Genomic DNA, 14,068 nt, shown 5'->3' on the forward strand with positions numbered 1-14,068 from the left:
CAAACAGGGGAGGAGATAGGGCCTACGACATCCCGGTCTAGGGATGGTGAAGGCAAATTGCTAGAGAGCAGCCAGAGAAGGAGATGGGGACCTACGACATCCTGGTCTAAGGCTGGTGGCGCTGTAAATTGCGGATCAGCCCGGCCAAGATGGACAGGCCAGTCTCTAGCTCTGCGACTGAAGCGTAAGTGTAGGAGAGCCGCAGATGGCGGCTGTCCCCGCGGTCGTACAGATCGCCAGTATTGAGCAGCAGGCCGGACTGCAGGGCTGCTTTGAACAGCTTGCGCAGGGGCAATGGCTGATGAAGCGACAGCCAGATGTAGAAGCCGCCCGCAGGTATGTTCCAGGTAGCCAGTTCGCTGAAATGGATCTGAAGCATCTCCAGGACTGCGTCTCGCCGCATTCGCAGTTGCTGTCGCAAGGTATGAGCATGCGCTTCATGATACCCGCCGCTCAGCCATCGGGCGGCGGCAAGCTGAGACAGGGAGCTTGCGCCATAGTCGCTCTGCATTTTAATATCGGCCAGACGCGCGACGACTGGTTCAGGGCCGGCGATCCAGCCAATGCGCAGGCCGGGACTGACGGCTTTGGATAAGGTCCCGAGGTGGAGGACACGTCCTTCATGATCCAGGGCTTTCAGTGGCGGAGGCGGAGGTGCATCCAGCCAAAGCTCCTGATAGGCCCCGTCTTCCAGAATCGGCAGACCAAGGGCGCCTGTAGTGGTCATCAGTGCATTCCGTCGCTCCTCATCCATCAAAATACCGGTAGGATTATGAAAGGTCGGAATGGTATATAACATAGCTGCATTGCTCCGGTAAGCCTCTTGCGCAATGCTGTCCGTCATTAGTCCCCGTTCATCCATTGGCAGGCCGCGAAACTTCACGCCTGTGGACTGGAAGGCATGGATAGAGTAGAGATAGGACGGTTTCTCCAGCAGGATGGCTGCGCCACGAGGCAACAGCCCCATGGCAATAAGCTGCAGTCCTTGCAATGACCCCGAGGTAATTAGGATGGAGGCGGGAGAAGTCTGAATACCGGATGCGGATAGCTTGTTGCTGAGGGCTGTTCGCAGTTCCAGACTACCAAGCGGCTCTTCGTAGGACAGCGGCAACAGTGGCTCGCACGCGAGTCCAGCGAGAATCTCCTGCATAACCTGACCAGGCAGCAGTTCCGGAGCAGGTTCACCTGTGCCAAGGCGGATTAGCCCCCGTTCATACTCCAATCGGTTAATGGCCTGGATGGTAGGCAGATTGGGATAATGGATGCCTTCCTCTACATAATCATTCCAGTTACCTGCCCGGACTAGTCCGCCGAAATTGATGGATTCCTGCTCGGTACTGGAATCACCACACTTGGGGGAGGGAGCAGCAATTCGAGTTCCACCGCCTCTGTTCCCCTCAATCAAGCCCATCGCCGTCAGTTGCCCCAATGCGGTTACAAGGGTGCTGCGATTGACACCAAGCTGTCGACACAGCTCTCGCTGTGGAGCCAGTCGCATGCCAGGGGGCCAGGCTCCACTATTGATTTTGCCGATAAAATAGTCTGTTATCTGGGCATGAAGTGGTAGCGTAGAGTTTATGTCTGGCTGCCATTCACCAGTGCCGCTGGCATTGGCCGTTCCTGATGATGAAGTGACGTTGAGAGTGTCCCCTGGAGACATGCTGTCTTTTGATGCAGGAGAAGGAAAAGCGGATTGCTTGGAAGTGGGCTGCACGGCAGAACTCCTTTATAAGAAAGATAAAATCGACATTGTCGAGGGGTAAGATGGGCTAGGTTAAGTTGCTTATTGTTTATATAGAACCTGTCTACAATCATGGAAGCCAAGGGGTTCACAATGTATATCTTTGCGCTGGTTGGGACTTTTACTGTGTTGAGTATATCCTGCGTTGAAGTATATCCTGAGTTGAAGTGAATTCTGCGTTGAGTATACCATGAACAGGTAGCTTTATTATGTCTTGGTTGGGTGTTGTTGAAGAACTTGGATGGTTACGGTTTATGTAGTGGGAAGGTACTATCAATGGGGCGCAGTTACGCTGCTCCGCACAGATTTCTCATCCTAAACGAATCATCAGGAGGTTCTTGCAAATGCTTGAAGCAGTTATACATGGAATTATATTGGCGTTTGGACTTATTTTGCCGCTGGGGGTACAGAATATATTCGTTTTTAATCAGGGTTCGCTGCATCCACGGTTTCGCGGCGTGCTGCCGGTAGTGCTGACCGCCTCTTTATGCGATACGCTGCTAATTGGTGCTGCTGTTGGTGGAGTTTCGCTGGTTGTCATGTCCGTGAGCTGGGTAACACCTGTAATTTATAGCGTGGGATTGGTTTTTTTAGCTTATATGGGCTGGAAAATCTGGGGTAGCGCTCCGACGCAAGGCGAGGTGAAAGTGCTATCGGCGAAGGGGCAGATTGCCTATGCCTTGTCGGTCTCCCTGTTAAATCCTCATGCACTGCTGGACACTGTTGGTGTCATCGGAACCAGTTCCCTGCAATATGGCAGTGGAGAACGGTGGATATTTGCCGGCGCGACGGCTGCTGTCTCCTGGCTATGGTTCATCGGACTTGCCGCCGCCGGGCGGTTGGTAGGACAAGCCGATCCTTCCGGCCGGATTCTGCGTGTGTTGAACAGGGTATCGGCGCTACTAATCTGGGCGATTGCAGTTTATATGGGGATGCAGTTGTGGAATATATGGAGTGGAGACCTGTGATTCTCTTGGATAGTTCTCCATCTTAGCGACTGGAATTGCTTGTCTTCCGCAGGCATATAATAGTTATAACACGGCTTGCAGAGGAAAATTAGAATCGACTGGGACCTCTGTGGAGATAGTGAAATTGGATGATTCCCGAGCGCCTGCCGATTCGCTGCTGAATTTGACAGATCTGCGACAATTGACGGGAATGGACATAGAATGCTCACTTAAAGCGTTTTATGGTTCCGATATAATTTAGATATAGAAAGAACATTGCATCCTTTTTCCAAGAACACAGCTAGGATACCGGAAGATGCCGAGCGGCTATTCCTTGCCGCGGTACCCGGGAATAACAATAGGGGAGGATTTGTCAAATGACCTTACAATCCGCTTCATCGCTTGTTGTGCCGGAGGCTTACACCCGTTGGCTGGAAAGTCGGGGATTAATATATCAATTGCTGGTGGATTTCTTCGGGAGAAAGCCATCTCTTTCGCTGGTGGCCCAGTGGTGCAGCAGACGCCAGATGAGCGTCGCTGCAGAGATGACCGAAGGTGGCCGCGAGCTTAAGCGTTACCTCTGCAGCCAGGAGCCTGGCGAGCTGCCGCAGGTCTGCAAGCAGGAGACAGAGGAATACACCCGGCTGATGAATGTGCGAGCTGCACGCGAAGCAGCTAACCGGGGCCGGGCTGAAGAATTCTGTAATGTCCTGTCCGATGTATATGCTTCGGCAGGAGTTGTATTTAAGAAATGCGGCGGTGAAGCCGATGATCATATTGCCATTGAACTGGAATTCATGGCAGTAATGCACGAACGGATGTTGTACAACTGCTTTACGGTGAGAAGTGCCATGGAGCTGCTGGAGATTCAGGTGGCTTTCTTAGAAGAGCATCTGTTGAAATGGACCCCGCAGTTCTGCGAAAGTCTTAATTCCTTAACGGAGAGCAAGCTATACCTAGGTTTGAGTCACATGTTGGAGGAATTTTTGCCGCAGGATCTGCAAATGCTGCGAGCCTGGAAGGCTTCGCTGGAGACAAGTGCTACATCTATGTCGTAAGAAAAGCCCGGGCAACCGGGCTTTTCTTCGTATGATCAGGTCAACGAGTCCATACTAGTTGGTTTATGTTTATGTACTTCAATTGCAGCGCGAAGCTGCTTTTGAAAGTAAGAGGGGGCGTCGACCGGGAGACGCCCCCTCTTTGCTTGCAAGTCACCGTTCTGCCCCGTGTCAGCCCCGGGACAGGACGGTGACGGCAACCCCGGCGGCAATGGCTGCCACATCGCCGGGGTTCACGAAGCCGGCAGCGCGCTGCAACGCTGCTGCCGTGCCGCAGGCCGCGCCGAGCGTAAGCCGCGCCGGCCAGTCACCCCCGGCCACAGCCGACGCCAGTAGGCCGGCGGCCGTGGCATCTCCACTGCCGAGTGGACTCACGGCAGTGACCGAAGGCAGCGTCACACGGTAACGCTGCCCATCCGCGGCGGCGACAGCGCCGCGGGGCCCCAGCGTGACGACAGCGTCACGCGCCCCTAGCTCCAGCAGCGCTTCCAGCGCCTGCCGAGCAGTGTCTTCGCTGCCGGTGTCTGCCAGACCGGCCAGCTCGGCGGCTTCGTGCTCGTTGGGCTTCACGAGCTCGGGCCGGCCTTGAAGGCCGAGGCGCAGAGCCTCGCCGCTGGCGTCCAGCATCACCTGGGCACCGCCGTGATGGGCGATATCCGCCAGCTCCGCATAGAGCCAAGGGGGGCAGCCCGGCGGAAGGCTGCCCGAGAGCAGTACCCACCGGGATCGGCGGGCCAGCTTCTCCAGCCTGCTGCGCAGGGCGGAAAGCGCCTCCCCGGTGATGACCGGCCCAGACTCGATCAGCTCCGTCTGGGTAGTAGAAGCAGAGTCGAGCACGGTCAAGGCCAGCCGTGTCTCTCCCTGCGTGACCTTGACGAAGTCGGCGTCGACGCCTTCTTCAGCCAGACCGGCGAGTAGCTGCTCACCCGTATATCCAGCGGCAAAGCCGCAGGCGGTTACCTCTGCCCCTAACTGGCTTAAAACCCGTGCGGCGTTGACGCCTTTGCCACCGGGAAGAGTCAGGGAATCGGTGATCCGGTGAACACCGTTTATTTGGAATCCCGGTACAGTATAAATTTTATCGACAGCCGGATTCAGCGTGACGGTTGTAATCATAATAGTTCTTCCTTTCTATAGGCATCCATAATTTCATTGTACTGTTCAGAAATCGCCTGACACAAGATGCCACACCCCCGTTACGCCGGATCCCTTCTGACGGGGAGATCCCTGTTACATGCCAAGAGGCCCCTCCATTTGCGGAGGGGCCTCTTGGATCATCCAATCGCTTTACAAGTAAAAGCTTTTTGCTTATAAGACAAACTTAAGATCGAACAGAAGGTTCGGTCGTCACTACAGCGGAATGTGTGGACTTCATTCGCTGTTGTCGCCAGATTTCTTCTTTATAAACTACTCCCAGCGGTTGAAATCTGGCGACAGCCTGTGCTTCCGATACGAATATAGTGAAGCTATAGACTTAGTTTTATTCTTCCACAGTCTTTCTGCGGAATTTCATCAGGAATTCGTATACTACCGGCACTACCACGAGTGTCAGGAGCGTGGAGCTGATGAGACCACCGATAACTGTGACACCGAGGCCCTTGGAAATGATACCGGCGCTGTTTTCGAGTCCGCTTACGAGCGGCAGCAATGCGCCAATGGTAGCGAGTGCTGTCATCAAGATCGGACGCAGACGCGTACCGCCTGCTTCCAGCAGGGCTGCCCTGGTGGTGAGTCCTTCTTTTTCTTTATGAATAACACGGTCGATCAGTACGATCGCATTGGTGACGACGATACCAATCAGCATCAGAGCACCCATCAGGGCGGAGACGTTCAAGGTCTCCCCGGCTAACAGCAGGGCAACCAGTGCTCCGATGACGGTGAACGGAAGTGAGAAGAGAATGGCGAATGGAGCAAGCCCGCCGCCAAAGGTAACCACCAATACGAAGTATACGATGGCGATTGCGGCAGCCATAGCGATACCAAGTTGTCCGAAGGTGTCATTAATCTGTTCTGTCACACCACCGAATTTAACAGTTACACCATCCGGCAAATTAAGGTCTTCGATTTTAGTCTTCACACTATTGGAAGCGGCGTTAACGTCATTAGCGATGATATTCGCCGTAACATCTACTTTCATTTTGCCATCCATACGAGTGATCGAGTCCGGTGAAGAGCCTTTCTCTACCTTGGCTACCTCACCGATCGGCACGCTGATGCCTAGCGGCGAAGTAAGATGCGCATCTTCCATCTCTTTGATGCTGGAATACGTATCTTTTTCGGTTTCGATATAGACGTTATAGTTTTTGCCATCCAGCTTGACCTCGGTCAGAACCGGACGTGCTCCAGCAGGGCTGAGCTTCATGGCGATTTGTCCGGCAGTAAGGCCCAGTGAGCTAAGCTTTTGCTGGTCCGCTACGATAGTGTATTGATCATAGGCTGCGGATAGACTTGTTTTGCCATCCTTGAAGTTGGTTGTATCCTTCTGTACAATTCCGGCAATTTCATCGGCTACAGGCTTCAATTGATCCAGATTGTCTCCGAAAATATTTACCGTCAGCGTATTGCCGCCGAGGCCGCCACCGGCCATCTCGGACATGTCGCCCCAGACTCCTTCCGGAACTTCCTTGGTGAGTCCTTCGATCAGATTCTTCTTCACGGATTCGAAATCAGGCGTATTGCTGTCGTATGCAACATAGAACAATCCCGACTTGCCGCTAGAACCGCCTAAGCTGAACGGGCTGCTTCCGCCGATGGAATATTGCATCTTATCCACGTGCGTCTGAGCCAAAATATATTTCTCCGCTTTCAGGCCCAGTGCCTGTACATCCTCCAGACGTTGTCCTGCTTTTGGTGAAAAGGTCAATGTAATGTTCTTCTCTTCCTGGGATGGCATGAAGCTGACGCCAATCGGCTTGATCAGGAACAGACTGCCCACCAGGAGGATAACAGCAACACCAAAAGTGACCAGCTTGTGATTCAAGCACCAATCCAGTACTTTCTGATACCAGGCAGACAATCTGTCCGGTTTATCATGATGATCGTTCTTCTTTTTGAGCCCGTTACGGAACAACGAGTGTGCCATTGCCGGTACAAGCGTGATGGCTACAATGAGCGATGCCAGCAGGGCAAAGACCATAGTCAAGGCAAAAGGCAGGAACAGCTCGCCAACCATTCCGCTGACAAAAGCAAGCGGCAGGAACACGGCGATCGTAACGATGGTGGACGACATAATCGGCACGAACATTTCGCGTGTTGCCGCGCTGATTAACTCTCTACCGCGCAGCTTCTCGCCCGATAGCGATAACCGCCTGTAGATATTCTCAATGACAACAATGGAGTCATCGACTACCCGTCCGATGGCTACGGTCATGGCGCCCAGTGTCATCATATTCAGGGTGATGTTCATCTGGCGCAAGCACAGAACCGCAATCAGCAATGAGAGCGGGATAGAGATGATCGAGATAATCGTCGAACGGATATTCCGCAGGAAGATCAGGATGATAATAACTGCGAACAAGGCACCGAAGGCAGCCTTGGATAACATTGTGCTTACCGAATCCTCAATCGGCTTGCCTTGGTCGAGCAGAACCGTCAGGTCGAGACCCTTGAATTGTTCTTTCAGCTCCTCGGTCTTCTTCTTGACACTGTTGACGACTTCAACGGTATTGGCATCATTGGCCTTAACGATCTGAATACCGATGGATTCCTTCCCGTTGGTACGGGAGATGGATTCGGAACGGCCTACAACTTCAATATCCGCCAATTCGCCAAGCTTGACGGTAGGTAGCCCTGCTCCGAGTGCTGCACGGGCTGCAGCATTCGCACCGGCTCCACCGTTATTTGCAGCGCCACCAGCAGCTTCTGGTGCTCCGGCCCCACCAGGTACTCCTGCACCTCCAGGTACTCCGGCAGAAGCCCCCCCGGTTGCGCCAGCACCGCTTGGCATTACAGGGATGGCGACATTTTTCAAGTCATCAATCGTTGTGACATTTCCATCAACAACGACGGCTTTCTGCGATTCTTCCATTTCGAATAGACCAAGTGGCACGCGTAGGGAAGAGCCTTGAACGATGCCTTTTACTGTATCTTCGGTCAGTCCATATTGTTTCAGCTTATCCTGATTGAATTTCAGCGAGACTTCCTTGACATACTGCCCGGCAATTTGTACGGAGGCCACGCCTTCAAGGTCTTCCAGTGCTGGACGGATGTCGTTCTCCGCAATGCTGGTCAATTCTTCAAGTGGCTTGGAGCCATCACCGGCAAGGCTGAGGGAGACGACGGGAAGAGAGCTGAGACTGAAGCGGGAAATCCTCGGCTTTTGCACGTTGTCTGGCAGGACGACCTCATTCAATGCCTCACGGACGGCCGCTGTCGCATTGTCCAGGTTGGTGCCGTAATTAAATTCAATGAAGATGCTGGAGGCGTTCTCCAGCGATGTGGAGGTCAGTGTCTTAACACCATCCACGTTGCGCAGCTTCTGCTCTAAGGGTTTGCTGACATCGTTCACGACCCCTTCTGGCGCAGCACCCGGATAAATCGTTGTGATACTCAGGTAGGGAATACTGATATTCGGCAGGGTCTCCTGCTTCATGGTCAGTCCGCTGTAGAGACCGGCAAAGACGATGATGATCGTCAGAAGCCAAATCGCAAATTTGTTTTTGAGTGAGAAATTAATCAGACTTTTCATGGCGTACAATTCAGCTCCTCTTGGTTATACATATAAGGTGATAACAACTTTCTTAATTCCTTCAGAGGTTCGGCAAGTTCGGGACAAGCCTGCAGGTTAAATAGCATTCCTTGAACGATGGCTCTCCGCGGGTGGGGAACCAGCATTTCCCCTTCCAGAATGATAAGTGAATCCGCGGCATCCTTCTGTTGTCTCGTCTTGAGAGGGGCGGCGCTGAGCAGGTCTTTCATTTCCTTAATCAACTGCAGCGGATTCTTGCGTAAGCTCTCCTCTTGACCCGCCAGCATCCCTACAACCATCGCATGTGAGATGAGCGGGGCGGGTTTGTCTGCAAGCAGGGAGGCCGTGATGATGTCCATCATATGAATAAGATGATCCGCCATGCGTGCCGTAGGTACATAGGATTCGGGGTGGAAGAGAACACGAACATAAGAACTGATCATGCCGTGGACGATCATGAATAAATCGCCTGTATAGGGCAAAATTTGCTCACCATAGACGTTCTCCATCTTAGACTGGAACCAGCCCATCATTGCCACATTACTCTTTTGCAGCCATTCGGGGATATCGGAATGGCCTTTTCCGGCAAAATCCTGAATTTGTCGCTGCAAAAACTCACGAAGCTCGTATACATGATTGAGGAGAATTTCGACCTGGTTCCGCAGTTTTTCGCGCGGTGTCTTCCCGGTCTCCTGTTCTGCGTGGACCAGCGGGTCACGGATCATCTTGAAGCAGTATATATAAATGCTGCGTTCCAGCTCCTCCTTGGATTTAAACAGGAGATAGAGGCTGCCCTTGGACATGCTGCTTAGCTCCGCGATTTCCTGCATGGAAGTGGAGGAAGAACCTTTCACAGCGAACAGTTGCATCGCCGTCTTGATAATCTGTTCTTTCTTGTCCTGGGTGCGGTCTGCCACCGACGAATCCCCTTTCTGACTAATGAGTTCTGAAATTGACTTGATAGTCATGAAAATTATATTACAACTTTCTGGGTATTACAAATTTACACTAAAAAAGGTTACAATTTTGTCGCAATTATCAATTTGCCATCGATTTTGTAGGAAGAACCCCTGTATTCATGTAATATATAAATGTGTCATTTTCGTGATGTAAAAAGAAGGTAGGTAGAATATGAGAAGAGGACTACAGGCAATTGTCATTATTGGAGCTTTTATAGCTTTTTATTACTTCGGCTTTGGTCTGTTCGGCAGTACCGGCACGACCATTATTAGTATTTTCTCTACATTAACGGTCATATCCATCGGACTTGCTATATCCATGGAGAACCGTAATCCTTCCACAACGATGTCCTGGATCTTGCTGCTGGCGCTGATCCCGGTAGTGGGACTTGTCTTCTATTTTCTGTTCGGACAGAACGTATTCAAGCGTCGTAAATATGATAAAAAGGCCCAGCTCGACCTGATGGCCTATGAGCGAATTGAGAACGATGCGCTGCGCACCCACTTTGATTGGTCGGAATTTGCGGAGCCACATCAGAAGCTGTTGGGGTTGTCACAACGGCTGGCACGGACGCCGATCTCCTGTACGTCGGAGACGCGGGTCTTAACCAACGGGGAAGAGACTTTTGGGACCCTGCTTCTGGAGCTGCGGCAGGCACAGCATCATATTCATATGGAGTATTACATCTTTCGGGCAGATCATATCGGGACACGCATCCAGCAGATCCTGATTGAAAAGGCGCGTGCCGGTGTCACCGTCCGATTCATGTATGATGCGGTTGGCAGCATTCAGCTCTCCAAGTCCTTTCTGAAGGAAATGAGCAATGCCGGGGTGCAAGTGGCGGCCTATGGCAACTCGACCTCCTTTTTCTCCAGTCGGGTAAACTATCGGAATCACCGCAAAATCGTCGTCATCGACGGCGATGTAGGTTTTATGGGCGGGCTTAACGTTGGTGACGAGTATTTGAGCCGCAGCAAAACATATGGGTTCTGGCGCGATACACATATGCTGGTACGTGGTGAGGCGGTACGGACGATGCAAATTATTTTCCTCCAGGACTGGATGCATACGACAGGGGAGAAGATTCTGGAGCAGGATTACCTGTCGCCCAAGCTGCGGTATATGGCTGGAGACGGGGCAGTGCAGATTATTGCCAGTGGACCAGATAATGAACGCCGGGCGCTCAAGAATCTCTTTTTCTCCATGATTACCTCTGCGCAAAAATCGGTATGGATTGCTTCTCCGTACTTCATTCCCGATGAGGATATTCTGACTGCACTGCGCGTTGCGGCAATGTCGGGGCTTGATGTGCGGCTGCTGTTTCCGGCCAAACCGGATAAGTGGATTCCGTTTCTGGCGTCCCATTCCTATTTCCCGGCACTGCTGGAATCTGGTGTGAAGATTTATGAGTATGAGAAGGGCTTTATTCATTCCAAACTGCTCATTACGGACGGGGAAATTGCTACGATTGGCACGGCAAATATGGACATGCGTAGCTTCCACCTGAATTTCGAGGTGAATGCATTGTTGATCCGGACAGAGAGTGTAGCGCGGATTGTCGAGGACTTCGAGCGTGATCTGCTCTCCACAAGGCTGATTGTGCATGAGGAATTCATGAACAAACGGTTGATGGAACGGGTGCTGGAGTCTGCGGCACGTCTGATGTCTCCGCTGCTGTAGGAGAGAATAAAAACCACTTGGACAGCCTTCTGTTAAGGTTCTCCAAGTGGTTTTTTTGAAAATATAACAAATTATATGTTTTACGCTATAAATCATCCTTAGATTTCTCGCTGAATCGGACACCGTCCCTTAGCGGTCGGCAAAGCCGTTTCTACTTGTGTCAGGATCTATTCAAAAAGTGGTGAACCCAATGAATTTCTGCATACGGAACACCATGTATTTGATCCACGTAACCCCACTTTGGTAAGCATCGAAGGGGAGACTGTAAGCTGCACCGTCGTTATTCCATAGAGAGGTGAAGTAGGTCTCCATTTCAGCGTATAGCGGCTGATCCTTCTGTACCGTTACCCACAGGTTATTCTCCAGATTGTAATCATTGAGATTTCGGGCTGTGAAGTTGGTAGATCCGCCGAGGATGACGGACCTCCCATTCTCCCTGGAGATAAAAAGCAGCTTGGCATGGTACTGCTCCTTCGTTGTATTGTACCAGCGGATGGCGATCTTTCCGTCTGAACGGCGGTTCAAATCCATGGCTACAGGCCGGTTAGGGATACCGATTTTATCTCTGCCGAACGCATTTTGATTGGGATCCAGCAGTAACCGGACGTGTGCACCACGTCTCGATGCATTAAGCAGCGCCTTAATGACCTTGTCATCGGCGAGATAGAACATGCCCATCCATACGGTGTCCCCTTGTCCCGCGGAGTTGATTGCTTCAAGCGTGTATTTATAGATTTTACCCTCTGTCAGATATCGGACTTCAAGAGGTTCTCCGGCGCTCCTCTCATTGGCCTGAGAAAATACGGGTTCCTCGCTCAGCAAGGGTCCTGCTCCAGAAAGATTCGCTGCAGCTTGCTCAGTCTGCAAAATATCGGCCAGAATGGGGCCTTGAACCTCCAGGGCGATATTCGAGTTGTAGGCGCTGGCATCGTGTATATTACCCGAGGAGATCAGCGCTGTTGTCTCATTCATAACCAGCTTGCGGTGGTTAGCTTTAACATTCAAGAGCTTCAAATAAGAGCGTACAGTGATTTTCGGACCGTTACTGGCCATCAGATTGGGAATCCACCCCTTGCCGGATTGTCCAAACCACTGAATGAAGGTACGCCAGATGGCAGAATATACGGGTGTGGAGTCTCTCAATTTATCGACATCTGTCATAATTACCGTGATGCCGGCAGCTCTCATCTCTTCTAGCAACGTGTTAGGTGCTGAATTGTAATTCGTATTAACTTCATCGGTAATGAACACAATCTCTATCTCGGGATAGGCTGCCTTCTGGGCGAGCAGTTTATCCGTGAGCTTTTTGCTGATAGGCGGGAAATGCTGATCCTTATGTGTGTAATTATTGAAAAGGAACATATCAATCACCAGAAACTTCCGGGACTCCTCGATGATCTGGAGAATGCGCGGCAGAATTTGCTCCTCCTGTGAGCCGTTTACCGTACCGTTCGCATGAGTCAAGTCATGCCAGAAATGTACTTGGCTGACCTTGTATAAGGGGCTTTCATAAGAAAGGCCGGATGGCAGCGGCTTATGGGTCTGGTAGATCATAACGGCAGTCAGCCACAATATACAGATGCCCACGATGAAAAGCATCCAGCGGCGGAAGGAGCGGGCGTTCCTTTTGGACAGATCTCCTCCACGGATGGTGTGGGATGGAGGCGAAGGGGAGGGCGCAGAGCGCCGACGGCCTGAATTCATGATAGTCCTCCTGTTGGACATTCGATTACTCCTCATCCATTGTATTTTAAGTATTGTAACCATCTATTACCGCTTCTAAAGGAAAACTAAGCAAATGGACTTAGAACAACAGCGGATGACAGCTTACAAAGGCTTATGTATAATGAATGTAAATAATTTGTATAAGGTTTGTGTATTCAAATATTAGGTTTTGCCGTGTGGGAAAGTGAGTGAATGGCAGCATGTATACCATAAAGCAGGTCGTTGAAATGTTAGGTGTCCCTTCGGTGACGTTGAGAGCCTGGGAGAACAGGTATCAGGCTGTAACCCCTGAACGGACAGAATCGGGGTACCGACTGTATACCCGAGATAACGTGGAAGACCTGCGCTGGCTGAAGGAACAGACTGAGCAGCAGGGCATAAGTATTTCACATGCTGTTCGACTGCTCAAGGCGAGGAAAAACCAACATCTGGATGAAGGGAGCGCCTCTAAAGGCGGAACCTCGCAGGATGCTTTCGAGAAGATGAACCATCAAATATACATTGCACTCTATGAGTTTCAGGGTGAACGTGCGAACGCGCTGATCGACTACGGCTTCTCTCTGTTCGGATACGAGGCCATGGTTCATCAGGTGTTGGTTCCGGTTCTGGTCATGGTAGGCGATGCCTGGGAGAAGGGGAACGCGACCGTGGCGCAGGAACACTATATTACGCATATGGTGACTAATCGTTTCTATCAATTTTTCCATGTTTTCCCTGTCGATGAGCATCTGCCGAAGGTGCTGGCCTTTTGCCCGGCGGGAGAACATCATCAGGTCGGACTGCTGTTATTTTCACTTTTTTTACGCAAGAACGGTGTAGAGGTCATCTATCTGGGTGCTAATACCCCTGAAGAAGGGGTGATGACCATGCTGGGGCAGCAGAGTAGCATCGGAGCGATATGCCTGTCCGTGACTAACCCGGAATTGCTTCCTTATACAGAAGAACTAATTCGGCGGCTCCAACAGAAATGTCCGGAAGCGGCGTTTATTGTGGGCGGCAAGGGATACGATGCATCAACTACCGAATCGGTTGCCCGGTATGTTATTAACGAGCCGCCAGATCGCTGGCAGCATTGGTTTGACGATGTATTTGCAGAGATGTTAAGGAATAAGTAAATCCCTGGAAAGGGAGAAGAGGATAACATTGTTTGTAGGGAATCTGCGGACTCACTTTGAAGTGAGTCCGCAGATTCCTTTTTTTGTTTACTCTTGCGCATTTACTAATTGGACTAATGATTGTATGATATTTGTATCATTTTTGTATAAGGTTA

General features: G+C 51.3%; 9 protein-coding genes. 4 read left to right on the forward strand and 5 right to left on the reverse strand.

Translation table 11 applies throughout. The annotated features are described in order from the left end of the window. Positions 1–106: 106 nt before the first annotated feature. The gene (locus tag AC3Y23_RS12215) at positions 107–1,714 is read right to left on the reverse strand and encodes an aminotransferase-like domain-containing protein (RefSeq protein ID WP_379199137.1); all 1,608 of its coding nucleotides are present in this window, start codon (positions 1,712–1,714) and stop codon (positions 107–109) included. 371 nt (positions 1,715–2,085) lie between these two features. On the opposite strand from AC3Y23_RS12215, the gene AC3Y23_RS12220 reads away from it, so the two are divergent. Together AC3Y23_RS12220 and AC3Y23_RS12225 are read left to right on the forward strand one after the other, a co-directional pair. Beyond that, on the forward strand, positions 2,086–2,709 hold the full coding sequence (locus AC3Y23_RS12220) for a LysE/ArgO family amino acid transporter (RefSeq protein WP_379199139.1): 624 nt from the start codon (positions 2,086–2,088) through the stop codon (positions 2,707–2,709). A gap of 356 nt (positions 2,710–3,065) precedes the next feature. Beyond that, on the forward strand, positions 3,066–3,746 hold the full coding sequence (locus AC3Y23_RS12225) for a TorD/DmsD family molecular chaperone (RefSeq protein WP_379199141.1): 681 nt from the start codon (positions 3,066–3,068) through the stop codon (positions 3,744–3,746). 171 nt (positions 3,747–3,917) lie between these two features. Here AC3Y23_RS12225 and AC3Y23_RS12230 read toward each other — a convergent pair whose 3' ends face one another. From AC3Y23_RS12230 to AC3Y23_RS12240, 3 genes are all read right to left on the reverse strand, one after another. After that, a complete protein-coding gene (locus AC3Y23_RS12230) occupies positions 3,918–4,862 on the reverse strand; it encodes a 1-phosphofructokinase family hexose kinase (protein WP_379199143.1) in 945 nt (314 codons plus the stop codon). A gap of 364 nt (positions 4,863–5,226) precedes the next feature. Continuing rightward, on the reverse strand, positions 5,227–8,433 hold the full coding sequence (locus tag AC3Y23_RS12235; RefSeq protein ID WP_379199360.1) for an efflux RND transporter permease subunit: 3,207 nt from the start codon (positions 8,431–8,433) through the stop codon (positions 5,227–5,229). Next, on the reverse strand, positions 8,430–9,350 hold the full coding sequence (locus tag AC3Y23_RS12240) for a TetR/AcrR family transcriptional regulator (RefSeq protein WP_379199145.1): 921 nt from the start codon (positions 9,348–9,350) through the stop codon (positions 8,430–8,432). The genes AC3Y23_RS12235 and AC3Y23_RS12240 overlap by 4 nt, the downstream gene beginning before the upstream one ends. Positions 9,351–9,564: 214 nt before the next feature. Here AC3Y23_RS12240 and cls point away from each other — a divergent pair, with 214 nt between their 5' ends. Beyond that, the gene (gene cls, locus AC3Y23_RS12245) at positions 9,565–11,073 is read left to right on the forward strand and encodes a cardiolipin synthase (RefSeq protein ID WP_379199147.1); all 1,509 of its coding nucleotides are present in this window, start codon (positions 9,565–9,567) and stop codon (positions 11,071–11,073) included. Between the two features lie 171 nt (positions 11,074–11,244). Here cls and AC3Y23_RS12250 read toward each other — a convergent pair whose 3' ends face one another. After that, complete coding sequence (locus AC3Y23_RS12250) at positions 11,245–12,777, reverse strand: phospholipase D family protein (protein WP_379199149.1); 1,533 nt, start codon at positions 12,775–12,777, stop codon at positions 11,245–11,247. Positions 12,778–12,998: 221 nt separating this feature from the next. Here AC3Y23_RS12250 and AC3Y23_RS12255 point away from each other — a divergent pair, with 221 nt between their 5' ends. Next, the gene (locus AC3Y23_RS12255) at positions 12,999–13,913 is read left to right on the forward strand and encodes a MerR family transcriptional regulator (protein WP_379199151.1); all 915 of its coding nucleotides are present in this window, start codon (positions 12,999–13,001) and stop codon (positions 13,911–13,913) included. Positions 13,914–14,068 lie beyond the last annotated feature (155 nt).

Source organism: Paenibacillus sp. MAHUQ-45 (genome assembly GCF_058133325.1).

What these genes read in the sequence shown, in the direction of transcription:
- AC3Y23_RS12225 (WP_379199141.1), top strand. Translation starts at nt 3,066, where the DNA reads ATGACCTTACAATCCGCTTCATCGCTTGTTGTGCCGGAGGCTTACACC.
- AC3Y23_RS12255 (WP_379199151.1), top strand. Translation starts at nt 12,999, where the DNA reads ATGTATACCATAAAGCAGGTCGTTGAAATGTTAGGTGTCCCTTCGGTG.
- AC3Y23_RS12220 (WP_379199139.1), top strand. Translation starts at nt 2,086, where the DNA reads ATGCTTGAAGCAGTTATACATGGAATTATATTGGCGTTTGGACTTATT.
- AC3Y23_RS12235 (WP_379199360.1), bottom strand. Translation starts at nt 8,433, where the DNA reads ATGAAAAGTCTGATTAATTTCTCACTCAAAAACAAATTTGCGATTTGG.
- AC3Y23_RS12250 (WP_379199149.1), bottom strand. Translation starts at nt 12,777, where the DNA reads ATGAATTCAGGCCGTCGGCGCTCTGCGCCCTCCCCTTCGCCTCCATCC.
- AC3Y23_RS12230 (WP_379199143.1), bottom strand. Translation starts at nt 4,862, where the DNA reads ATGATTACAACCGTCACGCTGAATCCGGCTGTCGATAAAATTTATACT.
- cls (WP_379199147.1), top strand. Translation starts at nt 9,565, where the DNA reads ATGAGAAGAGGACTACAGGCAATTGTCATTATTGGAGCTTTTATAGCT.